The 24,494-nt window shown below is 71.5% G+C and carries 25 protein-coding genes and 1 pseudogene; 19 read left to right on the top strand and 7 right to left on the bottom strand.

Annotation, left to right across the window (positions count from 1 at the left end; all coding sequences use genetic code 11):
* The first annotated feature begins 10 nt into the window (after positions 1–10).
* From ACIBAI_RS00130 to ACIBAI_RS00115, 4 genes are all read left to right on the top strand, one after another.
* Complete coding sequence (locus tag ACIBAI_RS00130) at positions 11–241, top strand: hypothetical protein (RefSeq protein WP_399030123.1); 231 nt, start codon at positions 11–13, stop codon at positions 239–241.
* A gap of 239 nt (positions 242–480) precedes the next feature.
* Complete coding sequence (locus ACIBAI_RS00125) at positions 481–1,554, top strand: exo-alpha-sialidase (RefSeq protein WP_399030122.1); 1,074 nt, start codon at positions 481–483, stop codon at positions 1,552–1,554.
* A 38-nt stretch (positions 1,555–1,592) separates the two neighbouring features.
* Complete coding sequence (gene npdG / locus ACIBAI_RS00120) at positions 1,593–2,297, top strand: NADPH-dependent F420 reductase (protein WP_399030121.1); 705 nt, start codon at positions 1,593–1,595, stop codon at positions 2,295–2,297.
* 61 nt (positions 2,298–2,358) lie between these two features.
* Complete coding sequence (locus ACIBAI_RS00115) at positions 2,359–2,544, top strand: hypothetical protein (protein ID WP_399030120.1); 186 nt, start codon at positions 2,359–2,361, stop codon at positions 2,542–2,544.
* Between the two features lie 46 nt (positions 2,545–2,590).
* Here ACIBAI_RS00115 and ACIBAI_RS00110 read toward each other — a convergent pair whose 3' ends face one another.
* Positions 2,591–3,388, bottom strand: coding sequence for a site-2 protease family protein (locus ACIBAI_RS00110; protein WP_399030119.1), 798 nt, complete (start codon positions 3,386–3,388; stop codon positions 2,591–2,593).
* Between the two features lie 286 nt (positions 3,389–3,674).
* On the opposite strand from ACIBAI_RS00110, the gene ACIBAI_RS00105 reads away from it, so the two are divergent.
* Entirely contained in the window at positions 3,675–6,965 is a 3,291-nt protein-coding gene (locus tag ACIBAI_RS00105) for a BTAD domain-containing putative transcriptional regulator (RefSeq protein ID WP_399030118.1), read from the top strand.
* A gap of 34 nt (positions 6,966–6,999) precedes the next feature.
* On the opposite strand, the gene ACIBAI_RS00100 is transcribed toward ACIBAI_RS00105, so the two are convergent.
* Positions 7,000–7,809 carry an ABC transporter permease gene (locus ACIBAI_RS00100; RefSeq protein ID WP_344608132.1) on the bottom strand — a complete coding sequence of 270 codons (810 nt, stop codon included), beginning with the start codon at positions 7,807–7,809 and terminating at the stop codon, positions 7,000–7,002.
* Positions 7,806–8,828 carry an ATP-binding cassette domain-containing protein gene (locus tag ACIBAI_RS00095; RefSeq protein WP_399030117.1) on the bottom strand — a complete coding sequence of 341 codons (1,023 nt, stop codon included), beginning with the start codon at positions 8,826–8,828 and terminating at the stop codon, positions 7,806–7,808. The genes ACIBAI_RS00100 and ACIBAI_RS00095 overlap by 4 nt, the downstream gene beginning before the upstream one ends.
* A gap of 529 nt (positions 8,829–9,357) precedes the next feature.
* Between ACIBAI_RS00095 and ACIBAI_RS00090 the strand changes: the two genes are divergently transcribed.
* The 7 genes from ACIBAI_RS00090 to ACIBAI_RS00060 all read left to right on the top strand — a co-directional run bounded on the left by ACIBAI_RS00090 (position 9,358) and on the right by ACIBAI_RS00060 (position 13,892).
* The gene (locus ACIBAI_RS00090; RefSeq protein WP_399030116.1) at positions 9,358–10,080 is read left to right on the top strand and encodes a hypothetical protein; all 723 of its coding nucleotides are present in this window, start codon (positions 9,358–9,360) and stop codon (positions 10,078–10,080) included.
* Between the two features lies 1 nt (position 10,081).
* Positions 10,082–10,504, top strand: coding sequence for a phage holin family protein (locus ACIBAI_RS00085; RefSeq protein ID WP_399030115.1), 423 nt, complete (start codon positions 10,082–10,084; stop codon positions 10,502–10,504).
* On the top strand, positions 10,480–11,190 hold the full coding sequence (locus ACIBAI_RS00080) for a DUF3618 domain-containing protein (protein WP_399030114.1): 711 nt from the start codon (positions 10,480–10,482) through the stop codon (positions 11,188–11,190). The genes ACIBAI_RS00085 and ACIBAI_RS00080 overlap by 25 nt, the downstream gene beginning before the upstream one ends.
* 425 nt (positions 11,191–11,615) lie before the next feature.
* On the top strand, positions 11,616–12,497 hold the full coding sequence (locus tag ACIBAI_RS00075) for a helix-turn-helix domain-containing protein (RefSeq protein ID WP_399030113.1): 882 nt from the start codon (positions 11,616–11,618) through the stop codon (positions 12,495–12,497).
* Positions 12,494–12,712: a DUF397 domain-containing protein gene (locus ACIBAI_RS00070; protein ID WP_399030112.1), complete on the top strand. Its 219-nt coding sequence runs from the start codon at positions 12,494–12,496 to the stop codon at positions 12,710–12,712. The genes ACIBAI_RS00075 and ACIBAI_RS00070 overlap by 4 nt, the downstream gene beginning before the upstream one ends.
* 110 nt (positions 12,713–12,822) lie before the next feature.
* The gene (locus ACIBAI_RS00065) at positions 12,823–13,362 is read left to right on the top strand and encodes a winged helix-turn-helix domain-containing protein (protein ID WP_399030111.1); all 540 of its coding nucleotides are present in this window, start codon (positions 12,823–12,825) and stop codon (positions 13,360–13,362) included.
* Entirely contained in the window at positions 13,359–13,892 is a 534-nt protein-coding gene (locus ACIBAI_RS00060) for a transposase (RefSeq protein WP_399030705.1), read from the top strand. Before ACIBAI_RS00065 ends, ACIBAI_RS00060 begins: the two co-directional genes overlap by 4 nt.
* A 161-nt stretch (positions 13,893–14,053) precedes the next feature.
* On the opposite strand, the gene ACIBAI_RS00055 is transcribed toward ACIBAI_RS00060, so the two are convergent.
* A complete protein-coding gene (locus ACIBAI_RS00055) occupies positions 14,054–15,130 on the bottom strand; it encodes a hypothetical protein (RefSeq protein WP_399030110.1) in 1,077 nt (358 codons plus the stop codon).
* Between the two features lie 170 nt (positions 15,131–15,300).
* Positions 15,301–16,839 (bottom strand): polysaccharide lyase family 1 protein, encoded by a 1,539-nt coding sequence (locus tag ACIBAI_RS00050; RefSeq protein WP_399030109.1) that lies wholly within the window; start codon positions 16,837–16,839, stop codon positions 15,301–15,303.
* Between the two features lie 415 nt (positions 16,840–17,254).
* On the opposite strand from ACIBAI_RS00050, the gene ACIBAI_RS00045 reads away from it, so the two are divergent.
* On the top strand, positions 17,255–18,280 hold the full coding sequence (locus tag ACIBAI_RS00045; RefSeq protein WP_399030108.1) for an endonuclease/exonuclease/phosphatase family protein: 1,026 nt from the start codon (positions 17,255–17,257) through the stop codon (positions 18,278–18,280).
* Between the two features lie 56 nt (positions 18,281–18,336).
* On the opposite strand, the pseudogene ACIBAI_RS00040 reads toward ACIBAI_RS00045, so the two are convergent.
* A pseudogene (locus ACIBAI_RS00040) lies at positions 18,337–18,423 on the bottom strand (glutamine synthetase); the annotation flags it as partial.
* 498 nt (positions 18,424–18,921) lie between these two features.
* On the opposite strand from ACIBAI_RS00040, the gene ACIBAI_RS00035 reads away from it, so the two are divergent.
* From ACIBAI_RS00035 to ACIBAI_RS00025, 3 genes are all read left to right on the top strand, one after another.
* Entirely contained in the window at positions 18,922–20,157 is a 1,236-nt protein-coding gene (locus ACIBAI_RS00035; RefSeq protein WP_399030106.1) for a hypothetical protein, read from the top strand.
* Positions 20,158–20,362: 205 nt separating this feature from the next.
* On the top strand, positions 20,363–21,598 hold the full coding sequence (locus ACIBAI_RS00030; protein WP_399030105.1) for a helix-turn-helix domain-containing protein: 1,236 nt from the start codon (positions 20,363–20,365) through the stop codon (positions 21,596–21,598).
* The gene (locus ACIBAI_RS00025) at positions 21,580–22,158 is read left to right on the top strand and encodes a flavoprotein (protein WP_399030104.1); all 579 of its coding nucleotides are present in this window, start codon (positions 21,580–21,582) and stop codon (positions 22,156–22,158) included. Before ACIBAI_RS00030 ends, ACIBAI_RS00025 begins: the two co-directional genes overlap by 19 nt.
* Before the next feature lie 203 nt (positions 22,159–22,361).
* Here the strand turns inward: ACIBAI_RS00025 and ACIBAI_RS00020 are convergent, their stop codons facing one another.
* Positions 22,362–22,757 carry a GntR family transcriptional regulator gene (locus tag ACIBAI_RS00020; protein ID WP_399030103.1) on the bottom strand — a complete coding sequence of 132 codons (396 nt, stop codon included), beginning with the start codon at positions 22,755–22,757 and terminating at the stop codon, positions 22,362–22,364.
* Positions 22,758–23,107: 350 nt separating this feature from the next.
* Here ACIBAI_RS00020 and ACIBAI_RS00015 point away from each other — a divergent pair, with 350 nt between their 5' ends.
* The 3 genes from ACIBAI_RS00015 (at position 23,108) to ACIBAI_RS00005 (ending at position 24,422) form a co-directional block, all read left to right on the top strand.
* Positions 23,108–23,287 (top strand): hypothetical protein, encoded by a 180-nt coding sequence (locus ACIBAI_RS00015; RefSeq protein ID WP_399030102.1) that lies wholly within the window; start codon positions 23,108–23,110, stop codon positions 23,285–23,287.
* A gap of 107 nt (positions 23,288–23,394) precedes the next feature.
* A complete protein-coding gene (locus tag ACIBAI_RS00010; protein ID WP_399030101.1) occupies positions 23,395–23,664 on the top strand; it encodes a DUF6284 family protein in 270 nt (89 codons plus the stop codon).
* Positions 23,665–23,975: 311 nt separating this feature from the next.
* Positions 23,976–24,422: a Pycsar system effector family protein gene (locus ACIBAI_RS00005; RefSeq protein ID WP_399030704.1), complete on the top strand. Its 447-nt coding sequence runs from the start codon at positions 23,976–23,978 to the stop codon at positions 24,420–24,422.
* Positions 24,423–24,494: the final 72 nt, after the last annotated feature.

Genomic DNA, 24,494 nt, shown 5'->3' with positions numbered 1-24,494 from the left:
GGAGCTGCCCATGGCCCTGTTCAAGAAGCGCACGGCCGGCAAGCCCGGCGAGTGGTACTACTGCCTGAAGCACCAGAAGGTCGAGGAGGGGCCGGAGTGCCCGGCCAAGGACCGCTTCGGACCGTACCCCGGCCGGGACGAGGCCGCCCACGCGATGGAACTCGCCCGCGAGCGCGACCTCCAGTGGGAGAACGACCCCCGCTGGCACGACGCGCCCGCGCGGGACCGGGGCGAGGACTGAGGGCCGGCGCGGAGCACCGGCGGGACCGCGCGGCGTGCCGCCGGCCGCGGCGGGCGGCCCCGCGGACCGCCCCGTCGCCCCGGCCGCCCCGTCCCGGCGGGCGCTTCCCCGGCGCCGCGCCCGGGCGGCCGCACCCCGCCGGCGTCACCACTCGTGACGCGGAGTTCACCGGGAGTTCGCCCGGAACGGGCATGGGCCAGGGCCACCCGCAGGCCCGCCGTCCGTTCCGAGGAGCCCCCATGGCAGAGACCAGCGTCCCCTTCCGCGCCGGCCGGGAGGGCTACGCCAGCTTCCGCATCCCCGCCCTCGTCGCCACGGGCGACGGCACCCTGCTCGCCTTCTGCGAGGGCCGGGTCGACTCGCGGGACGACTTCGGGCACATCGACATCGTGCTGAAGCGGTCCACGGACGGCGGCCGCACCTGGGGCCCGCTCCAGGTCGCGGCGGAGAACGGCGCCGGCCTCGCCGGCAACCCCGCCCCCGTCGTTCTGGACACCGGCCGGGTCCTCCTCGTCCACGTGCGCAACGCGGCCTCCGCCACCGAGGACGCCATCCGGCGCGGCACGGTCGGCGCCGCGGACGGGCGGCGGGTGTGGGTGCGGCACAGCGACGACGGCGGGACCACCTGGTCGGCGCCCAGGGAGATCACCAAGGCGGTGAAGAAGCCCGAGTGGCGCTGGTACGCCACCACGCCCGGCCACGCCCTCCAGCTGAGCGGCGGCCGCGTCGTCGTCCCCGCCAACCACTCCCTGCCGCCCGCCGGCGGGGACGACGGCACCGAGGGCCGGTACAACGGCGGCCACTGCCTGCTCAGCGACGACCGCGGCGCCACCTGGCGGATCGGCTACGTCGACGACAACACCGACGGCTACGTCAACGTCAACGAGACCACCGCCGCCGAACTCCCCGACGGCCGCGTCTACTTCAACGCCCGCAACGACTCCCCGTCCCCCGGCAACCGCGCCGACGCGTACTCCGGGGACGGCGGGCGGACCCTGGTCAAGCGCTTCCGCCCGCAGGCCGGACTGACCGGCCCCGTCTGCCAGGGCAGCCTGCTCCAGCTCCGCGACCCCGACGTGCTGCTCTTCTCCGGCCCCGCCGACCCCGGCTTCCGCGCCCTGATGACGGTGCGCGCCTCCACCGACGCCGGCACCACCTGGCGCCCGGTGCACACCGTCGACGGCCTGCCCGCCGCCTACTCCGACCTCGTCCGCGTCGACGAGAACACCGTCGGGCTCCTGTACGAGACCGGCGACTTCGGCGCGTACGAGACGATCGCCTTCCGGCGCGTTCCCGTGAGCGGCCTCACCTGAGCCCGTGGTCCCGCCGCCGCGGACGTAAGGTCGGGCCCATGACCTCTACCGACAGTGCACAGAAGGCCCCCGCCAAGGACCCCTGGGACCTGCCCGACGTCTCCGGGCTGGTCGTCGGCGTGCTCGGCGGGACCGGACCGCAGGGCAAGGGCCTGGCCTACCGGCTCGCCAAGGCCGGCCAGAAGGTGATCATCGGCTCCCGGGCCGCCGAACGCGCCCGGGCCGCCGCCGGGGAACTCGGGCACGGCGTCGAGGGCGCCGACAACGCCGAGTGCGCGCGCCGCAGCGACATCGTGATCGTCGCCGTGCCGTGGGAGGGCCACGGCGAGACCCTGGCGTCCCTGCGCGAGGAGCTGGCCGGCAAGCTCGTCGTCGACTGCGTCAACCCGCTCGGCTTCGACAAGAAGGGCGCCTACGCGCTGAAGCCCGAGGAGGGCAGCGCCGCCGAGCAGGCCGCCGCCCTGCTGCCGGACTCCCGCGTCACCGCCGCCTTCCACCACCTGTCGGCCGTCCTGCTCCAGGACCCGGGGATCGACGAGATCGACACCGACGTGATGGTCCTCGGCGAGGCGCGCGCCGACGTGGAGACCGTGCAGGCGCTCGCCGGGCGCATCCCCGGCATGCGCGGCATCTACGCCGGGCGGCTGCGCAACGCCCACCAGGTGGAGTCGCTGGTCGCCAACCTGATCTCCGTCAACCGCCGCTACAAGGCGCACGCGGGGCTCCGGATCACGGACGTATGAGGCGATGGGGGACACTGGTCGGCAGGAACAAGCGCAGTGTCCCCCGACAGGAGCCGACCCCATGCCCCGCCTCGCCCTCTACACCCTGATCGTCTGCGTGCTCGCGGTGGCCGCGGCCGTGATCTCCTTCGTCCGGGGCAGCTGGCTGGGCATCGTCTGGGTGCTGCTGGCCGGGCTGTCGTCCAACATGACCTGGTACTACCTCAAGCGCCACCGGGCCGGGCGGGGCGGCTCCGTCACCGGGTGAGGCCGTCGCGGAGCGCCCCGGGGGAGGCCGTGACGGGCCCGTCCCGTCACGGGGCGACCGAGCAGATCTCGTCCGTGTCCCAGAAGCGGAACAGCTCGAAGCCGCAGTACGTGTCGAAGCCGCCGGTCCCCAGCGCCCGCAGGACGGCGTCGACCGCGTCGAAGAAGACGGCGTTGACGGACGGCACCCACAGCAGCGCGAACACCAGCAGCAGGCCGAACGGCGCGAACGGCTCCAGCTGCCGCCGCACCCCGTACGACAGCCAGGGCTCCACGACGCCGTAGCCGTCCAGGCCCGGCACCGGCAGGAAGTTCAGGATCGCGGCCGTGACCTGGAGCAGGGCGAGGAAGGCGAGCGCGAACCGGAACTCGCGGGGCACGCCGTCCAGGGCGTCCAGCCAGAACGGGGCCGTGCACACCACCGCGAACAGCACGTTCGTCAGCGGCCCGGCCGCGGAGATCAGGCTGTGCCGCCAGCGGCCCCGGATGCGTCCGCGCTCGATGAAGACGGCGCCGCCGGGCAGGCCGATCCCGCCCATGATCACGAAGAGCACCGGCAGCACGATGCTGAGCAGGGCGTGCGTGTACCTCATCGGGTTCAGCGTGAGGTAGCCCTTGGCGCCGACCGAGATGTCGCCGCCGTGCAGGGCGGTGCGCGCGTGCGCGTACTCGTGCAGGCACAGGGAGACGATCCAGGCGGCCGTGACGAAGAGGAACACGGCCACGCCGGGCTGCTCGGCGAACCCGGTCCAGGTGGCCCAGCCCGTGACCGCCGTGACGGCCAGGATCCCCACGAAGACGGGGCTGACCCTCCGGTCGCCGGGGCGGATGGTGGCGGTGGTCATGGGGCTCCCTGGACGCTCGGGCACGGGGTGGGGACGGCCCGACCGTACCGGGCGCGGAGGGAGAACGTCTCGCGCGGGCCCATCGGTTCCGGGGAAGGCGGGGGACGGGACCGGCGATCGTCGGCCGCCCGCGCCGGGTGCCGCGCACAGCGCTGTGCGCGGCTCGTGACGGCCGGCGGGGGCGGGTGCCCGGCGCCCGGAGCGCGCCGGGCCGCCGCGAGCGGCCGCCCGGCCCTCGCGCCGCGCCGCCGGAGCCCCGTGACCGTCCTCGACGCCTCCGGGGAGAATGAACCCCGTGCGCTACCGCATCCTCGGCACCACGCAGGCGCTCCGCCCCGACGGCACCGTCGTCCCGGTCGGCGGGGCGCGGCTGCGTGCCCTGCTGACCGTCCTCGCCCTGCGGACCGGCCGCAGCGTGCCGGTGGGCCTGCTGGTCGAGGAGGTCTGGGACGGCGGCCCGCCCGCCGACGCCACCGGCGCGCTGCAGGCGCTGGTCGGGCGGCTGCGCCGGGCGCTCGGCGCGGACGCGGTCGCCTCGGCGGAGGGCGGCTACCGCCTGTGCGCCGCGCCCGACGACGTCGACCTGCACCGCTTCGAGCGGCTGACCGGCGAGGGCACGCGCGCGCTCGCCGACGGCGACGCCGCCAAGGCGGCCGTCGTCCTCGACGACGCCCTCGCCCTGTGGCGGGGCCCCGCCCTCGCCGACCTGCCCGACCGCACCGCCGAGGCGGCCCGCTGGGAGGCGCGGCGCCTGGACGCGCTGCGCGCCCGGCACACCGCCGCGCTCGCCCTCGGCGACGCCGAGCGGTCCCTGCCCGAGCTGACCGCCCTGTGCGACGGCCACCCGCTGGACGAGTCCCTCCAGGCCCTGCGCCTGCGCGCCCTGCGCGACGCGGGCCGCACCGCCGAGGCCCTGGCCGCCTACGAGGACGTACGCCGCCTCCTCGCCGCCCGCCTGGGCTCCGATCCGGGCCCGGAGCTGCGGGAGCTGCACGGGCAGCTGCTGGGCGACGGCCCCGCCCCGCCCCCGCGGGCGGCCCGCGCCGAACCCGCCGCGCCCGCCGGCTCCCCGCCCCCCGGCAACCTCCGGGCCCGCCTGACCTCCTTCGTCGGGCGGGAGGCCGACATCGACGCCATCCGGGGCGACCTCGCCACGGCCCGGCTCGTCACGCTGCTCGGTCCCGGCGGCGCCGGGAAGACGCGGCTGTCGCAGGAGGCGGCGGAGACCGTGCGGGACGCGGCCCGCGACGGCGTGTGGCTGGCCGAGCTGGCGCCGGTCGACGACCCGGACGCCGTGCCGGAGGCCGTGCTCACCGCCGTCGGCGCCCGCGAGACGGTGCTGTACGGCGCCGGCGCCGAGGAGATGCGGGCCGTCTCCGACCGCCACGACGACCCCCTCGAACGGCTCGTCGAGCACTGCGCCCGGCGCCGGATGCTGCTCATCCTCGACAACTGCGAGCACGTCGTCGACGCGGCGGCCCGGCTCGCCGAGGACCTGCTCGCCCGCTGCCCGCAGCTGACCGTCCTCGCCACCAGCCGCGAACCCCTCGGCGTGGCCGGAGAGGTGCTGCGGCCGGTGGAGCCGCTGCCCGAACCGGCGGCGCTGCGGCTGCTCGCCGACCGGGGGGCCGCCGCCCGGCCCGGCTTCCGCGTCGAGGACGACCCGGCGTCGTGCGCCGAGATCTGCCGGCGGCTCGACGGGCTGCCCCTGGCCATCGAGCTGGCCGCCGCCCGGCTGCGGATGCTCACGCCCCGGCAGATCGCCGACCGGCTCGACGACCGCTTCCGCCTGCTCACCTCGGGCAGCCGCACCGTCCTGCCCCGCCAGCAGACGCTGCGCGCGGTCGTCGACTGGTCCTGGGACCTGCTCGACGAGGACGAACGCGACGTGCTGCGGCGGCTGTCGGTGTTCGCGGGCGGCTGCGACCTCGCCGCCGCCGAGGCCGTGTGCGGGCCGGGCACGCTGGACGCGCTGGGCTCGCTCGTCGACAAGTCCCTCGTCGTGGCCGCCCCCTCGGACGACGGCGGGATGCGCTACCGGCTCCTGGAGACCGTCGCCGAGTACGCGGGCGAGCGGCTGGACGAGGCGGGGCAGCGGGCCGCCGCCGAACGCGCGCACCTGACGTACTACCGCGAACTCGCCCGCACCACCGACCCGCTGCTGCGCGGCCCGGACCAGCTCGCCGCCGCCCGGCGGCTGGAACGCGAGTACGAGAACCTGCGCACCGCCCTGCGGCACGCCGTCGCCGCCCGCGACGAGCAGGAGGGGCTGTGCCTGGTGCTGTCGCTGGTCTGGTTCTGGCGGATGCGCGACCTGCGCACCGAGGTCCGCACCTGGTGCCGCGAGGTCATGGCCCTCGGCCCCGACCCGTTCACCGAGCCGGTCCGCCGGGCCGCGCCCGTGCCGGAGCCGTGCACGGCCGCGCCGCCCCCGATGACCGGCGAGGTCCTCGCCGAGGCCCGGCGCGGCGTCCACCTCGCCCATCTGGCCTGCATGGACATGGAGCTGGACGCCTGGCAGAACCCGCGCGCCCAGCAGAAGCTGCGGACCATCAGCAAGGTGTACGAGCCCGGGCTGCCGCAGACCTGCCGCATCCCCGGCATGCTCTGGTTCTACGCCGTGATGCTCACCGGCGACATGGACCGGCTGTGGGCCCTGGTCGACGCCGCCGTCCGCACCTGCCGGCAGACCCCCGGATACGACTGGGAGCTCGCCTCCAGCCTGCAGATGCGCGCCAACCTGCTCGCCAACCGCCCCGAGTGGGCGGGGGACGCCGGCCGGGACGCCGACGAGGCGCTGGAGATCTACCGGCGCCTCGGGGACGCCTGGGGCAGCGCCGAGGCGCTCGCCGCGCGCGGCGAGGCCCGCGAGCGCAAGGGCGCGTACCTGCTCGCCGCCGCCGACTACGAGGCGGCGATCGAACACGCCGAACGCCTCGGCGCCCGCGCCCAGAAGGCGGTGCTCATCTCCCGCCTGGGCAGCGCCCTGCTGGAGGCGGGCGAGACCGAGCGGGGCGAGCGGCTGCTGCGCGAGGTGATCGACCAGCGGGAGGGCCACGGCAACGAGGCCGGGCCCGCCGCCCGGCTCTTCCTCGTCGGCCGGCTGGGCGCGACCGGGCGGACCGCCGAGGCGCGCGAGCAACTCCGGCTGCTGCGCGAGGAGTTCGACATCTCCCACTTCGTGGTCTTCGACGCGATCATCCTCGGGTTCGAGGCGTGGCTGGACGCGGCCGACGACCGGAACGAGGCGGCCCTGGAGAAGATACGCCGGGCACTGGCGAAGGCCGGCGACCCGCTGTCCACGGTCATCGCGCCGAGCATGCGCTCGGGGTACCTGAGGATCGCCGCGCTGGCCCTCGCCGGCCTCGACGGCGGACGCCGGGCCCGGGACGCCGCCCGCTGCCTCGGCGCCGTCGACGCGGCGCTGCCGACCGGTCATGTCGACAGCGCCTACGAGCGGGCCGTGCACGAGCGGGCCGTCGAGCGGACCCGCGCCGCGCTAGGCGCCGAGGCCTACGACGCCGCGTACGCCGAGGGCGGCGGCCTCTCCCCCGAGGAGGCCGCCGCCCTGGTCTGAGCCCGGTCCGGCGCGGGCCGCCGGGCCGGACGCGTCAGTTCTTCGTCCGGAACTTGTGGATCGCGACCGGCGCCATCACCGCGGTGAGCACCGCCGACCAGGCCAGCGTCACCCACAGGTCGTGCGCGACCGGGCCGCCCACCATCAGCCCGCGCGCGGTGTCCGCGAGCGAGGACAGCGGGTTGTAGTCGGTGAACGCCTGCAGCCAGCCGGGCATCGAGTCGGTCGGCGCGAAGATCGACGAGCCGAACTGCAGCGGCAGCAGCACCAGGAAGCCCATCGCCTGCACCGACTGCGCGTTCTTCATCACCACGCCGAGGGTGAGGAACACCCACATCAGGGCCGAGCCGAACACCGCGGACAGCCCCACGGAGGCCAGCAGTCCCGGCCAGTCGGTGATGTCGAACCCCACGAGCACGGCGACGACCATCAGGATCGCCGTCGCGAGCAGCATCCGCAGCAGCTCCACCGCGATCTTCGCGAACAGCACGGAGCCGCGCCCGATCGGCAGCGACCGGAACCGGTCCATCACCCCGCTGTTGAAGTCCTGGTTGAAGCCGGTGCCGACCCCCTGGGCCATGTTCATGCCCATCATGGCCATCAGGCCGGGCACGACGTACTGCACGTACTGGTCCTGCCCGCCGCCGAGCGCCTGCCCGATGGAGCCGCCGAAGACGTACACGAACAGCAGGGTGAAGACCACCGGGAACAGGACGGCGTCGAACATCGACTCCGGGTCCTGCCGGATCCACAGCAGGTTGCGGCGGACCAGCGCGCCGGTGTGGCGCAGATGGCCGCGCAGCGGGATGCGCGTGTCGGCGGCGGGGGCGGTGGCGGCGCTCATACGGAGACCTCCTCGCGGGAGTCGGCGGGCGGGGCGTCCTGCGGGGCACTGGCCCGGTGGCCGGTGAGGGACAGGAAGACCTCGTCCAGGCTGGGCAGTTCGGTGGTGAGGGAGGAGAGGGTGATGCCGCGCGCGGTGACGGCGCCGACCACGGCGGTCAGCTGCTCGTCGCTGAGGACCGGCACCAGGACCGCCCCGCGCTCGTCGTCCACGGTGGTGCCGGCGAGCCCGGTGATGCCCAGTTCGTCCAGGGCGGCGGCCAGCGGGCGCAGCTGGAGCGGGTCGGCCGGGCGGACGCGCAGCGTACGGCCGCCGACCCGGGCCTTCAGCTCCTCGATGCCGCCGCTCGCGACGACCTTGCCGCGGTCCACCACGGTCAGCTCGGCGGCGAGCTGCTCGGCCTCCTCCATGTACTGCGTGGTCAGCAGCACGGTCACCCCGTCCCCGACCATGCGCTTGACCTCGTCCCACACCTCGTTGCGGGTCCGGGGGTCCAGCCCCGTCGTCGGCTCGTCCAGGTACAGCACGGCCGGGTGCCCGATCATCGAGGCGGCCAGGTCGAGCCGCCGCCGCATGCCGCCGGAGTAGGTGCCCGCCGGCCGCTTCGCGGCCTCGGTCAGCGAGAACCGCTCCAGCAGCTCGTCGGCCCGCGCGCGGGCCTGCTTGCGGGACAGGTCCAGCAGCCGCCCGATCAGGTAGAGGTTCTCCCAGCCGGGGATCTTCTCGTCCACGGAGGCGTACTGGCCGGTGAGGCCGATCACCCGGCGCAGCTGCCGCGGCTGCCGCACCACGTCGTAGCCGGCGACGACCGCCCGCCCGGCGTCCGGGGCCAGCAGGGTGGAGAGGATCCGGACGAGGGTGGTCTTCCCGGCCCCGTTCGGCCCGAGCACCCCCATGACGGTCCCCTCGCGCACGTCCAGGTCGACCCCGTCCAGCGCCTTCGTCTCGCCGTAGTGCTTGACCAGCCCGCGCACGGTGACGGCGGGCGTTCCGCTCGTCGGCTTGTCGATTCGCGTCATGCCGACGACGGTGTCAGCCCCGGCCGACAAACCGCCGACAGACCGCCGACAGGCACCCGCGGACCGCCGACGGACCGCCGACAGGCACCCGCGGACCGCCGACGGACCGCCGACAGGCACCCGCGGACCGCCGACGGACCGCCGACGGGCGCTTGCGGATCATCGTCGGGCGCCTGCGCGGCCGGGGAGACGGCCGGGGAGCGGGGAGGCGGCCGAAGGGCGGCCCGGGGAGCGGGGAGGCGGCAGGGCCGGTGGCCCGCGGCGGTCCGGCCCGGGTCCGAGGCGCCGTCAGGCGACCGGCGTCGCGCGGAGGGCGGGCCCGCCGGACGGGCCGGCCGTCCGGACCCGAGGGCTCCCGCCCCGCGCGTCGGCGGTCCCGACCCGACCCACCTTCGGACAAAACGTGTCAAACCGCTGTAAATGGCCACTCGGATCGGGACGGACGGTCACGTGTCATGCCCGGTGTACGGCCTCCGGCCGTCCGGGACACGGGACCGAACGCGAGACATCCGATGAGGAGAAGTCGCCGATGAGTGAATCCGTACAGACCGGAACCGGGGGCACCGGCGAGAGGGTCAAGGCAGAGACCTCCGCGACGGCTGACCAGGCCAAGCAGGCCGCGACCCAGGTCGCGGGGACCGCGGCGGACCAGGCCCGGGCCGTGGTGGGCGAGGCGCGGCAGCAGGCCGGCACAGTCATCGACGACCTGCGAAGCCGCGCGATGGACGAGGCCGAGGAACAGACCAGGCGCGCGGCCGGCGCGCTCAGGCAGTGGGCCGACGACCTCTCCGGCATGGCCGAGGGCGCCCGGAACGGCTCGCCCGCCCGCGGTCTGGCGGTCCAGGCGGCCGACAAGGGGCACCGGGCGGCCGAGTACCTGGAGAAGCAGGGGGTCGAAGGCCTCGTCGCCGACCTCCAGGGCTTCGCCCGCCGGCGTCCCGGGGCCTTCCTGGGCGGCGCGCTGCTGGCCGGGCTGGCGGTCGGGCGCCTGGCGAAGGCGGCGGGAGCCGCCTCCCGGTCCGGCGGGCCGGGACAGGGGCGGGCCGCCGGCGCGCCGGACCAGGACGCACTGGGCGCGCCGGCGACCCGGCCGCTGCCGCCCGGACCCGCTCCGGGGCCCGTGACGGACGTCCCGCCGCGTACGCCCTCCCTGACGGAGGCCCCGTCGCAGACGTCGCCCGTACCGCCGGTCTCGCCGCCCGTCGGCACGCCGCCGAGCGGCACGCCGGGCCGTCCGTACCCGGAGGTGTGAGATGACCTCGATCCCCCCCACGCCCGGCTCGGCCGAGCCGCAGGGGCAGGACAGGTCCGTGGGCGAGCTGCTGTCCGTCATCACCTCGGACCTGCAGGCCCTCTTCCGCCAGGAGATCGAGCTGGCCAAGGCCGAGGTCAGGGAGGAGGCGACCAAGACGGGCAAGGCCGCCGGGATGTACGGCGGGGCCGGCTTCGCCGGCTACCTGGTCCTGCTGTTCCTGTCGCTGGCCGCCGTGCTGGGGCTGGCCAACGTGATGGACGGGGGCTGGGCCGCGCTGATCGTCGCCGCGGTGTGGGCCGTCGTCGCGGCCGTGCTGTACCAGAAGGGGCGCGCACGGATGCGCACCGTCTCACCGAAGCCCGAGCGAACCGTCGAGACGATGAAGGAGAACGCGGAATGGGCACGTCACCCGACCAAATGAGGGCCGAGATAGAGGCCACGCGCGGCCAGCTGTCCGCGGACGTGGACCAGCTCGCCGACCGCACCAGCCCCCGGCGGGTGGTCCGCCGCCGCACGGAACGGATGCGCGGCGCGGTGGCGGGCATCCGCGAACGGGTCATGGGCACCGCGTCGGACGCCGCCCACGGCGTGACGCACACCGCGCAGTCGGCGGCCGGCTCGCTCCAGGAGGGCACCGGGCGGGTGGCCGGCTCGCTCCAGGAAGGCACCGGGCGGGTGGCCGGCTCGGCACGCGATGCGGTCGGCCAGGCGGGACAGGCCGTGCAGCAGGCGCCCGACATGGCCCGCCGCCGGACCCGGGGCAACCCGCTGGCCGCCGGCCTGGTCGCCTTCGGCGTCGGGCTGCTGGCGTCCTCGCTGCTGCCCGCCTCCGAGGCCGAGCAGCAGAAGGCCTCCGATCTGATGGAACGCGGCGGTGAGGCGCTGGAGCCGGTGAAGCAGGCCGCCGCCGAGTCCGCCCAGCACTTGAAGGAAGGCGCCAAGGAGGTGGCGCAGAGCGCTGCCGCGGAGGTGAAGGACACCGCGGCGCAGGCCGCCCGCACCACGCAGGAGGAGGCGCGCGGCCAGACCGGCCAGGTCACCGAGCAGGCGCGGGACTCCGGCCGGCACCTCGCGGACGAGGCCCGGCAGCGCGGCCCCGGCGGCTGAGGTCCGCCGCGCCGCCCGCCGGCACCGGGCGCGTTCGAGCGGAGCCCCGCGCTTCGGACCCGAGGCGCGGGGCTCCTCCATGTGCCCCGGGACCGGGACGCGGACGGGCGGGACCGGGCGAGCCGGCGGGTCAGCGGCTGAAGATCATGATCAGGACGACGGTCGCCACCAGGCTGACGAGCAGCGAGCCGAGACAGCCGATCCGGTTGCTGAAGAAGAAGAACATGGCCCCCGGGTACCCCGCCGTGCCGGATCGATCAGGCGCCGCGCGCGGGAAACGGACCTTGCCGGTCACGGGAACGGCCCGCGTCACCCGTTGGCGTGCCGCGGAGCCCGTTCGCGTCACCCGGCGCCGCCGCCCCGCCTACCGTGGCCCCCGTCGCGATACGACGCGTACGGCGCACACGTACGGCGAAGGGGTGCGGATGTCGGTGGACGGCGGGGCGGTACGGCCCGAGGACGGGACGGGAGCGGACGAGCCGGGGTGGGAGGTCGACCCGGACGACGAATGGGGGGTGGCCGTCGTCGCCACGGTGGGGCGGCAGCTGAAGCTGCGCCGGGAGGCCGTGGGCATGCGGGCCGCGGACTTCGCGGCGGCGGCGGGGTACGGGGAGGACCTCGTCTACAAGGTCGAGAGCGGGAAGCGGATCCCCCGGCCCGAGTACCTGGAGAAGGCGGACGAGGTGCTGGGGGCGGGCGGGCTGCTCGCCGCGATGAAGGAGGACGTGGCGAAGGTCCGGTATCCGAAGAAGGTGCGGGACCTGGCGAGGCTGGAGGCCGGTGCGGTCGAGATCGGGCTGTACAGCAATCACAACATCCACGGCCTGCTGCAGACCGAGGAACACATGCGGGCGCTGTTCGAGGTGTGGCTTCCCGCTTACACCGAGGAGGAGACCGAACGGATGGTGGCCGCACGGCTGGCCCGGCGTTCGGTCTTCGAGAGGTCACCGGCACCTGCGCTCAGCTTCGTCCAGGAGGAGGCGACGCTCCGCCGTCCGGTCGGGGGCAGAATGGTGTGGCGTCGGCAGCTCGAACACCTGCTGGAACTCGGGAAGTTGCGGCACGTGTCGATCCAGGTGATGCCGACCGACATCGAGGACCACTTCGGGACGGGCGGGCTGATCGAGGTGTTGAAGTTTCCCGACGGCACTGCGGTCGGGCGCTCCGACGGGGCGTTCGCCGGGCGGCCGGTGACCGACCCGAAGCAGCTGAGGATCCTCGAACTGCGCTATGGCATGATCCGCGCCCAGGCCCTCACGCCCCGAGAATCGCGGGCCCTCATCGAGCAGATGCTTGGAGAGTCATGACCCATACCCCCTCCACCGAGGATTCCCCCACGTCGGCGTGGCGCAGGAGCAGCCACAGCAGCAGCGGTGACGGAAACGACTGCGTGGAGATCGCGACAGCCCCCGGCGCCGTCCACGTCCGCGACTCCAAGGCCCCCGACGGCCCCCGCCTCATCCTCACGACGGCCGCGTGGAGCCGCTTCGTGACGTGTGCCGGGGGAACGGCCGCCCCGTGACGTGCCGGGAGGGGGCCGTCACGGGGACGGCCCCCGGGCCGGTTACTGAGGTTGAACTCGTGGAGTCGTAGGGGCTGACGGCTGGTCGTCGGCTGCGGTATCACCGGTACATGCGGTATCCACAAGGGGGCGGGCTGACGGCCGAACGGCAGCAGTTTCGCCAGGAGTTACGACTCAGGGCAGCCGAGAGGTTCGCCCGGGGCGAGGCGAGTTCTGTGATCGCCAAGGACCTGCGGGTCAGCGTCCGCTCGGTGCAGCGATGGCGGCAGATGTGGGATGAGGGTGGTCCGCGGGCTCTGCGGTCGCAGGGGCCGGCGTCGCTGCCGAGGCTGAGCGAGAAGCAGTTCGCTCAGCTGGAGGCGGAGCTGGTCAAGGGGCCGGCCGCGCACGGCTGGGAAGACCAGCGGTGGACGCTCGCGCGGATCAAGACGTTGATCGGCCGGCGCTTCCACCTGACCTACACCATCCAGGGCGTGCGCAAATTGCTGGTGCGTAACGGGTGGTCCTGCCAGGTCCCGGCCAGACGCGCGATCGAGCGGGACGACGAGGCGGTGGCCGGGTGGGTCAAGGAGGTGTGGCCCTGCGCGGAAGGCTCGCGGCGGCCCGTGGAGCCTGGCTCGTCTTCGAGGACGAAGCCGGATTCTCCATGACGCCGCCGCAGTCCAGGACCTGGTCACAGCGCGGCCGGACCCCGGTGGTGCGGGTCCGCGGCCGCTCCCGCAGACGGGTCTCCATCGCGGCGCTGACCTGCTACAAACCCGGCCACCGGTCGAGGCTGGTCTACCGGCCCCGCCGGGACGACGGCAGCCGGGACGGGCGCAAGAGTTTCTCCTGGCGCGACTACCGCGACCTGCTGATCGCCGCCCACCAGCAGCTCGGCGGCCCGATCGTGCTCATCTGGGACAACCTCAACGTCCACAAGGCCGCCGACCTGCGGGAATGGGCCGCGGCCCGGGACTGGCTGACCATCTACTACCTGCCGCCTTACGCACCCGACCTCAACCCCGTCGAAGGGATCTGGTCCCTCCTGCGACGCGGCTGGCTCTCCCACGTCGCCTTCCACACCCCCGAACACCTCATCCAGCGCATCCGACGCGGTCTACGGCACATCCAGTACCGTAGCCACCTCATCGACGGCTGCCTCGCCGAGACCGGCCTGACATCAGACCCACCTGAGTGAGCCGAAGTGAGATAGTTGTCATCCTCGGCCTCCGTCGACCTGCGGTTTCGACCGGAGGAAGCAGCCTGGTTGTCACCGGTGAGACAAGCGGTTCGTCACAAGCCCTGACTCGGCAGCGTTCCTGTCCCCGTCTGCAGGAGGGTGTGTGGCAGGCCGACAGTTCATTGGATCAGGTCTCTGTGTGGGTGTTCGGGGGAGGCCGGGCAGACGTAGATCTGCATGTTGTCCGTGCTGCCTACTTCTACCCTCGTCGGCTGCGAGGGGTACTGGCCCGGGCCGCGAGAGCCAGCGAGGGCGGTAGCTTGCTCTTCCTGCGGCGCCCAGCTGTGACCTTCACCGCCGTCCCACTCCCGGGAAGCAATCGTCAGCAGCGGGATCATCTGCACCCCGCACACAGCGCAGTGCCGGGGGTTCGGGTCGGTACGGCCCCAAGGGGGCCAGCCACCGACCTTCCAGCCGGGTGCATTGCCCAGATGAATGGAATAGAACTCGCGCGGATACCGCGCGTAGGAGCTGTCCACGCCGGCACCGGCCGCCTGCCACCTGTTCCAGTCCTCCAGCATCCGTTGCAGCTCCGGGCTCAGATCCAGGCTGTTGGGGTACTCGGTGATCGCTTCTGGCGCCAGCACGCACGGCTCTGGCACATAACCCGGATAGTCCGCCTCGTACGGTTCCGGCGGTGTGGCGAGGATATCGCCGACCTCTACGGCCGACCGCCAGAACAGCGCGGTCGACGGCTTGTAGTCCGGTTCGTGTTCGTACGGGCACCAGAGAACCTGAAGCAGATCGGCCTGGCCGGGCGGCCGCAACAGGGGTATGTCACGCAGGAACAGCTGAGCCACGGGCAACAGCGGGACCGGGCATTCGGCGGGCCAGGGAGGGCCGGCGTCGAGCCGTTCAGCGAGTCGCGCGGCAGCGCGTTCCTTGAGCGCCTCCTCCTCGGGCGTGTACGCGGGAGGCCGGTCATCAGGGCGCCACCGGGACTGCAAGCGTCTCTGGAGCCGCACTTCGGTCAGTGACTCACGAAATCCAGTGTCCACGTGCAGGTGCACGTCTTCGCAGTGCGGCCACGGCTCCCCTGCTGGCCACAGCAACGGCCCACCGACCGAGCTGTCCCTGACCGAAGGCGACCCCGGACGTGGATGCAACCGGATGGCAGGTCGCGCCAATGGGGCCAGCTCGGGGAAGACCGCGGTGACCTGGACGGGCCGCGGCGGAGTAGTACGTACGAAAACCATGCCGGTGATCCTGCCACCAGCCACCGACAGTCCACTGCTGCCTCAACTGGCGTCAGCGTTCAGCCGGCTACAACGCCCACCAACCCCGGCCACGGTGACAACAAGGTGCCTATGTGACAACTATCGTGCCTCGGCTCACTGAGCAAGGACACGACATCACGAGTTCAACCTCAGTAGCCGGCGTAGGTCTCGAACTCGGCGACCTTCGGGGTGCCGGTCGAGCCGGTGATCTGGAAGGTGATCTTCTTCAGCGAAACCTTGGGGAAGCTGATGACGCCCGCGCCGCTGCCGGAGGTCAGCACGGCGCCGGTGTCGCCGTTGACGACCCGCCAGGACCCGATGACGCCCGCGGAGCCCGCCGCCTCCCGGATGTTGATCTTGGAGACACCGGTGGCGGACCCCCACTTGACCGAGACGGAACCGGTCGAGCCGGCCGGCGACCAGTAGGTGCTCAGGTCCCCGTCCCGCACGTTGCCGTAGCTCGTCCCGTCGGCCTTGCTGGAACCGTCGGCGCCGGCCCCGAGGCTGAGGTTCGTCCCGCTGGGCGGGGTCGGGTCGGTCGGGGTCGGCGTCGGGTCGGTCGGCGTCGGGCCCGGGTTCTGCGGCGTGCAGCTGCCGTCCGACACCTTCAGGCCCTTGCCGGCGCCCGCCGTCTGGGCGACGACGCTCGGCACGCAGTTCGCCGCGTCGAGGCTGTAGGAGTACGGGACGCTGACGCTGGTGTTGGACTGCGGGTCCGGACCGGCCGGGTTGGTGTCCTCACCGGGGGCGGACCAGGTCACGTTGTCGAAGATGTTGCCGTTGACCTGCCAGTACCCGGCCGCGTCGGTGTAGAAGGTGCCCAGGACGTCCTTGGAGTCCTCGAAGTAGTTGTTGTCCACCCGGGCGCGGGCCCCGGCACGGGAGTTGATGCCGGACTCGTTGAGGCTCCTGTAGTGGTTGTTGTAGATGTGGGCGATGCCGCCGCGCAGCAGGGGCGCCCGGGAGTCGATGTTCTCGTACAGGTTGTGGTGGAACGTCACGTACCCGTTCGAGGTGTCGCTCTCGCTGGAGCCGATGAGGCCGCCGCGGCCGGAGTTGCGCAGGACGCTGTAGGACAGGGTCACGTACTGGGTGTCGTCCTTCATGTCGAAGAGGCCGTCGAAGCCCTCCGACTCGCCGCCCGACGCCTCCAGGGTGACGTGGTCGACCCAGACGTTGCGGACGCCGCTCTCCATGCCGATGGCGTCGCCGCCGTTGGACGTGGGCGAGCCGGACTTCTTGACGTTCCGCACGGTCACGTTCTGGATGATGATGTTGCGGGACTCCCGGATGTGGATGCCCAGCTGGTCGAAGACGGCGCCGCTGCCGACTCCGACGATCGTGACGTTGCTGATCTGCTTGAGTTCGATCACTCCGGCCGCGGTGCTGCAACTGCTGCCCGACACCTTGGCGGTGTTGGCGTGGTTGATGGTCCCCTCGACCTGGATGGTGATCGGGGTGCTGCTGCTGGCCCGGCTGCACAGGGCCTGGTGGATCGCGGTTCCCGTGGTGGCCCGCACCGTCTGTCCGCCCGCGCCGCCGGTGGTCCCGCCGTTCTGGGTCGCGTAGCCGGTGGCTCCGGTGGTCGCCGCCGCCGCTTCGGGCAGCGACAGGGCCACACCGGCCACGGCCGCAAGGGCCCCCGTGGCCAGCGCCGCGGAGAGTCGCAGAGCGACTGGTCGTCTCATCCTCGCCTCGCCTTTCGTCCTCGCATGCCGGGCGTGACCCGTCATATGACATGGGCATGTCAGCGGAGCGGCCGGAAGCGGCCGCGCGACCCGGCTCATGGGTTGGGAAAGCGCTTTCTGGCGGCGACAGTAGAGTGGTGCGGGAGTAACTGGCAAGGTTCCGCGCAGTTACGGAACGTTTTCCTCCGGATTTTGTGGGAGCGCGCCCACGCGCGGGGAGGGGCCGGCGGCGCGACACCGCAGGCCCCGCGCGCCCGGCGTGCCGCGGGCCCTTCCGGTCCACGCCGGGGCGCTGAGCGGCGGGAGGGCCCGGCGGCCGACCGCACGGGGAACCGCGCGCACCCGCGCCGGCGTCCCGTTACCGGGAACCGGTGATCACGAGCGTCTCGCCGGACACGACTCCGGGGTGGGACGAATGACGGACACGGCCACCGGCGCCCTCCGCGACGCGGACCGGCGGCGGACACCCGGCCGGCGCGGACGCGCGTGGGCACGGCTGGGCTGCGGCGTCGCGCTCGCCGTAGCCGCCGCCCCGCTCGTGGTCCGGCTGACGGGACTCGACGCGGGAACGCCGCTCGCGGTGCCCCTGGTGCTCCTGCCCTGCGCGGCCGTCCTCGGTGTGCTGGTGCTGGGCGTGCTGGCCGCCGCCCCCGGCCTGCGGTCCCGGTGGTCCGTGGCCGTCGCCGCGGTCGTGGCGGCCGTCCACGTGGCGCTGCTGGCGCCGCGGTTCGTACCCGAGAGCCGGCACGTGCCGCCGGGGTCGGCCGGGCTGCGCGTCGCCACCGTCAACGCCGACGGCGGCGGCGCCGACGCCCGTGCGCTGGTGGAGCTGGTCCGCGCCGAGCGGATCGACGTGCTGGCCGTGCAGCAACTGCCGTCGAAGGGGGTGGCCGCGCTCGACGCCGCGGGCCTGGACACGCTGATGCCGTACCGGGAACTCCACCCCGAGTACGACTCCTCGATCTACGCACGGCGCCCGCTGTCCCGCGCCGGCACGACGCGGGCCGACACCGCCTGGCCCCAGACCACCGCCGAGGCGACCGTCGGCGGGCGCAGGGTGCGGTTCGTGGCCGTCCACACCTACTACCCGCTCGGAGACGCGGAGCGCTGGACGCGGGACATGACCGCCCTCGCCTCCCTGGCCCGGCGCAGCGGCCCGGACACCGTGTTCCTGGGCGACTTCAACGCCTCCCTCGACCACACCCCGATGCGCAGGCTGCTCGCGGCCGGCCTCACGGACACCCACGCCGAACTCGGCCGGGGCTGGGCCCGCACCTGGCCCGTCGGCCATGCCCTCGTCCCCCCGCTGATCCAGCTGGACCACGTGCTGCACGGCCCCGGCCTGGCGGGGATCTCCGTCGGCGAGCGCACCGTGCCGGGGACGGACCACCGGGCCGTCGTCGCGGTGCTGGCGCTGCCGCCGGGGGACCGGGCCGCCTGACCCCGGTCGGGCGGCCCGGCGGGATCGGACCGGCGGCAGCCCGCTCCGACCCGCGCCTACAGCACCGGCAGGTTCTTGCGCAGCTCGAACGCGGTGACCTCGGAGCGGTACTCCTCCCACTCCTGCCGCTTGTTGCGCAGGAAGTGACCCAGCTCGGGCGTGACCTCAGGCAATAGACGTAGACGCAGCGTGGACCAACGGTCGAGTGGTCGGCGTTGGTCGTTGGTGGTCACCCTGGGCCGTCCTCCGACGGCCCAGGGACGGCCCCGCTCCAGCAGGTCCAAGCGGGGGCACACCTGCGTCAATCGAGCGGGCGAACACCGTGGAGAAGGGTTCGTGTCCAGCTGACGAAGCGCCCAATAAGCATCCCTGCTCGGTCGCACCCAGCTCGACTGAACGGCAATATCAGTAGGGCAGGGACGCACGCCACGGTGACGATCAGCAAGGGAGGCACCAGGAGCAAGACGAGAGCCACACGCTGGACAGCTGCCAGATAGCGAGAGCCGGGAACCGGGATCAACGAACAACACCTTTCGTCTGCATGGCGGGTTGTCGCTGCCTAGACTTCTCGACTACGGCCCTGTTGCGCGACGTGGCACGTGTTGCCAACCACTTGGCAACACGTGCGTGAGGAGACCTCTATGGCTAACGAGAACGTTCCAGCTCTTCTGAGGCCTCTCGATGGTGAGTTACCAGCCGAAGCTAGATCCCTGGCCAATAGCCTCCGCGTGCTATTCAATGGACTAGAAACGTCAGTCAGGCGATATGCGGTGCGCCGTTCACGCGATGCTGGAGCGATTTCGCGATACCTAAATGGGTCTCGACTGCCTCCCTGGGAATTCATCCTAGAGCTAGCACGAGATGTTGCCGCCCACAGGGGCGAGTCGATTAAGGATGAGACGTTAGAGCTCCTGCGAAATCAGTACCGCGCAGCCGTCGAAGCCCGCGGAAACCCTGCAAGTCTTCTTGAGCTAACCCGACAACAGCTCGCCGAGGCTGACAGGAAAGCACAACAGAGTGCGATTCAGATCAGAGTCTTAACGGAGGCACTGCAGGACCGTAAGACTCTTCTGCATGATATTGAACTACAACTGCGCGAGCTTCAGCATCGAGACGCCATCATGGAGTTGAAGCTTGATAGGGTCACGGAGGAGCGCGACGGCCTGCTGCAACAAAAGGCCCAACTTGAAAACGAAGTGACGGCACTCAGGGACGAGTTGAATAGAGTTGGCAGACGGGCCGAGGAACTGGAAGCCGAATGCTCGTCGCTTGAGATCAAGGTCGCCGCTCTCGAAGGCCCCGGGGAAGAGGAATCAATTACGGGCGCTATGACTGTCGGGATGCTTGAGATGGTCGGTTTCACCCGCCTGGTCAGGAGACTGGAGGAAGCGGACGTAGTTTCGATTATCGAGAGACTGCGAAGGCTATACCAACAGGTTGCGGCGATTACGGGAGCTAGATTCTTCCATACCCGTAATAGCGACGTAACATTCATCACCTCCTCCGCAAGCGCAGGAGCAGAAACTGCCTTACTGCTGACCCACTCAGAGGCCGTAAAGTCTGTGGAGCAAATAGAGGCAGATGGTTCATACGCTGAGGTCAGAACTGGCCTCGCTTACGGACGAGTTTATTCGCAAGCCGGAATTATTCTGGGTCAGACGGTTAGTCTCGCAGAGAGGCTCTGCGCCATAGCACCCAAAGACGGAGTACTGGCTGATCAGCAATTAGTCGAGCAGCTCCGCGAGGAAGCCACTCTGCGTGAGGAGGGGGCAGAGGGAGGTAGATTCCAGGCAATGCCCATGTGGCAGCGTCCCATCAGGGGTCTGGGAGTGGTGCAGCCCTGGCTACTCATCAGATCTCCTGACGGAGAGACGTGAAGTATCTCCGACCCGTAACAGCGGCGAGATGTGGCTCCTCCGATGTGGCTCACACCCGCTCGCAGGGACCCGGACAGACTGTCCGGGTCCCTGCGAATTGAATCGCCCACGCTCGTTCTGGGCTGGGGGGAAGCAAGGTCCCCTGCCCAACACCGTGCCCTATACCGTAGAGGGGCCCCTACAACCCAGCAGGAGGCAGCACGCAATGCGTGGCCTTGGAGATCACCTCAGCATCGGTGAGCGGATCGCGTTCTACCGGAAGCGGCGTGGCTATACGCAAGAGGTGCTCGCCGGCCTGGTCGGGCGTAGCACTGACTGGCTGGCGAAGATCGAGACGGGGCGCCGGAAACCTCCCCGGATCGACATGCTCGCGGAACTGTCGCGCATCCTGCGCGCGCCCCTCGGGGACCTGCTCGGTCAGACCGTGCTCATGGAGGACGAGAAGCAGCAGGACGACATTCCGGCCGTGCGCGACGCGCTCATGAGCCCGCGTCGGCTGTCTCGTCTGCTCTTCGGCCCCGAGGCTGAGGTGCAGCTCCCAACACCCGCGCCCGTGGCTGTGCGCGTGGAGCAGGCATGGGACGACTATCAGGCTGGGCGGCTTGGCAGCGTCATTGCCGCGCTTCCCGCGCTCCTCCAGACTGCTCAAGAGCTGGAGGAACGAGCCGCACGACGCGGCGAGGACCGCAGCGACTGCTGGGCAGTGTCGGCCCGTACCCACCACCTTGCAGCAACGACGCTCGCGAAGATCGGCGAATCGGACATCTCATGGCTCGCTGCCGAGCGCGCGATGCGTGCCGCAGACGAGTCCGACGACCCGCTCGTTCTGGCGTCCGCCGCACGGTCCGGCACACACGCGCTACTGGCCAACGGCAGGTACGACGACGCGTTGGAGCTGGGCAACACGGCCGCCGCATGGCTCTCGTCTCAGGTGACCGACAACGACCCCGCGGCATTGAGCCTGCTGGGGATGATCCACCTGCGGGCCGCTGTCGCAGCGGCCCGCCACCAAGACCGATCTACCGCGGCCGGCTTGTTGGATCGAGCCGAAGAACTTGCGGAAAACCTCGGCTCAGACGAAAACTACTGGCAGACGGGGTTCGGGCCCACGAACGTACTGCTGCACCGCGTATCCATCGAGCTGGACCTCGACAACGTGGCGTACGTGGTGGAGTACGGCCGTATCAACGTCGACCACATGCCGCAGGAGCGGAGCGTGTCCCATCGGATCGACTTCGCGCGCGCCCTGTCGCTCGCCGGCCGTGGAGACGATGCGTTCCAGGAACTTCGGACCGCTGAGCGCACCTCCCCCCAGCTTGTACGCAACAATCCCAGGGTTCGCGAGACGCTGCGAGACCTGATCAAACAGTCACCGGTGACGGGCGGCTCGCGCTCCTCTGAGGTGTTCGTGATGGCACAACGGTGCAGGGCGGTGCAGTGAGTTCGAGCAAGCCAGGGGTGCTGGGAGTAGTGGGGTCGGCGGCCGGTGGCGTGGAAGGTCTGCGGACCAGCCTTGTCGAGCCGGCGATGAGCCAGGGGTGGCAGGTGGCCGTAACCCTGACCCCGAACGCCGGTCAATGGCTTCGGTTGAGCGGGGAAGTCGAGCGGCTGGAGAAGCTGACCGGGCTACCGGTCCGAGACCAACCCAGGTCGCCGGGAGAGGCTCGACCGCACCCACCGGTCGACTGCTACGTCGTCGCTCCTGCATCCGCCAACACGGTTGCCAAACTTGCGACTGGCGTGATGGACAACCAGGCGTTGACGCAGGTCGGCGAGGCGATCGGCACCCTCGATCTGCCCGTCGTCGTCTTCCCAAGGGTGAACGCTGCGCACGCCCGGCATCCGTCGTGGCAACGCCACATCGACGCTCTCCGGGCGGGAGGCGTGCACCTGGTCTACGGGCCGGAGGTGTGGCCGCTGTACGAGCCTCGGGAGGCGCCGGCAAGACGTGACCTTCCCTGGGCAGCGGTGTTGAGCACGGTGAATCAGGTCACGCGATGACGCTCATTCAACTCTCTTGAGCAGCAAGAGAGATGGACCCGGACAGTGTGTCCGGGTCCACTGCTGTTTCCGGCTGCACGCTGGGGGCATGCCAGGGAACAACGAGCTGGAAGGCCTGACTCCTGCCGAACTCGCACTGGTGCAAGCCAGCCTGAGTGAGGCCCGCGCCAAGGCCGAACGCTTGCTGAGGCGTGCGGACGAACTCACGAAGAAGATGGAGTCTCGCCTTCCACGAGCCGCTCAAGGCGATCAAGCCGCTCTCCGAGTGCGCGGAGAGCGTCATGAATCGTGTTCAGCTCCGCCGCCAACGCGGTGAACGCTGGGCTGCTGCCGGGTTCAGTACCGAGAGGTACGGAGGGGTCGCGAACGAATGTTCCACGCCCCTGCTGGGTGAGAATCAGCCCTTCATCGCGTAGCTGACCGTACGCACTCTGCACGGTCATGAGCTGCACGCCGAGCTTTTTGGCGAGCGCGCGAGCGGCCGGAAGGCGGTCACCCGGCTCGTACTCGCGGTCGGGGCCCGTGATCTTCGTGCGGAAATCCGCCGCGATCTGCTTGGCCGTGGGCGATGTCTTGGGCGCTTCGGCGCTCTGGTCCATGCCTCCGAGAGTAACCGGACCTAGGTCAATCTCAGATCCTCCAACCGAACCACTTGACAGCCAGATTGACCTAGGTCAATCTGAAGTCACACCGGACGGGACAGCCCGACAGGAAGGCGGCTACGGCCGCACGCCTTGGGCCCTGGGCTGGTCGTTGCTTGAGAACTCAACAGCGTGATGAGGTCGTCGCCTCCTCCAATAAGGCGGTCGGCGCGGGGCTACGGCGCCCGCGTGCTCTTCGACCCTTCGCAGCTCTCCTGCTGCGGCCGGTTGCCTCCGCTGCTCGTCTCGTACGAGCAGCGCCGAGGGGAGCCGGGCCGGGCCGGTCCCGAGACTGAGGGGAGAACCTCATGCCGAAGTACACCTTTACCGCTGAGAAGATCGCCGACACCCTGACCCGTGGGGAGAGCACGAGCGCGAGCGGCACGCTGAGGGCGCCCTCGCCGCAGGCCGCCAGGAAGGCGGTCGAGCGCAGCTTGCGCAGCAGGGGTTACGAGCCGACCGGCACCATCACGATCACCCAGAAGTAGGCACACCAGCCCGCCTCACCCACACCCGATGAACGGCGCGCGCCCCCGGAGTTGCAGCTCCAGGGGCGCTGTTCGGGCCGTTCACCTGCAAGGGAGAACCACGACCCATGGACCACATCGTCACTGTTCAGGACGCTGTTACCGCATTCGCCGACTGGCGTGAGCCGACGGCCGCGGAGCTGGAGGCGATTGAGGAGGAGATGCCCGTCATTCTTGCGGACGTCGACCTGCTGGACGCGCAGATCATGACGCTGGACCGCATGCCGACCGAGCTGGACGTCCGGCGTATCCGCCGGGCCCGCCGTCGGGCACTGGCCGCCCGGGTCGCGCTGCTCAACCGCGCGGCCGACACGAGCCTGCCGGGGGGTGCCGCGTGAGCATCCAGCCGACCGAGTGGCCGCAAGGTGTCATCGCCCGCTACCTCACCGTCGGCGGTGTGCTCGTCGACCTGATCGAACAGCCCGGCTACACGCACGTCTCCCAGAACACCGAGACGACCGCGAAGTGCACGGGGTGCCACGACAACCACACCGAGGACTGGGGCTTCGACTTTTGGGCCAATGAGCACGGCGAGCCGCAGCCCCCCCTCGTTCGACCGAAACAGCGAGTGGGCGACCCGGAAGGCGCGTACCTGGGCCCAGGCCCACGCGGAGAAGTGCCGCGCCCTGCCCCGTCCGGGAGGTGCCGCGTGAGCGCCACCGACCGGAACCTGACCGCCGCGCACGCGGAGGTGAAGGCGGAGATCGCGCGGACCGACGCCAAGACGGCGCTGCTGCTGGCGTTCGTCGGCGCGGTGCTCGCCGGAAGCTGGACGGTCGCCCGCGACCTCTCGCTGAACCTCCCCGCCTACATCGCCGGCGGCATCGGCCTGGCGATGCTGGTCGGTGCGGCCGGTCTGCTGCTGCGGTCGGTGCGCCCGAACCTTCGTGGTCGGCACGGCTTCCCCCTGTGGGCCACTCTCACCGCCGACGAGATCGGTGATGCCGTCATCTCGGATCTGGCCGCCGACATCGCCGGGTTGTCCCGGCTGGCGGTCGCGAAGTTCACCTGTTTGCGCCGTGCGGTCGACCTGACCATGACCGGTGGCGCCCTGCTCATCGTCGCTGCTCTGTTCACCGCCGGGGGTGCCCGATGACCGGCGCGAAGCTGACCCGCGTACAAGTCGGGGTGCTGACCGCTGCGTTCGTGCCGATGCTGGCCACGGGCG

The organism is Streptomyces sp. NPDC051041 (assembly GCF_044456065.1).
Lineage (GTDB): Bacteria > Actinomycetota > Actinomycetes > Streptomycetales > Streptomycetaceae > Streptomyces > Streptomyces glaucus.
Note: the sequence above shows the minus strand (reverse complement) of the source record. Positions and strands in the feature narration are given on the sequence as shown.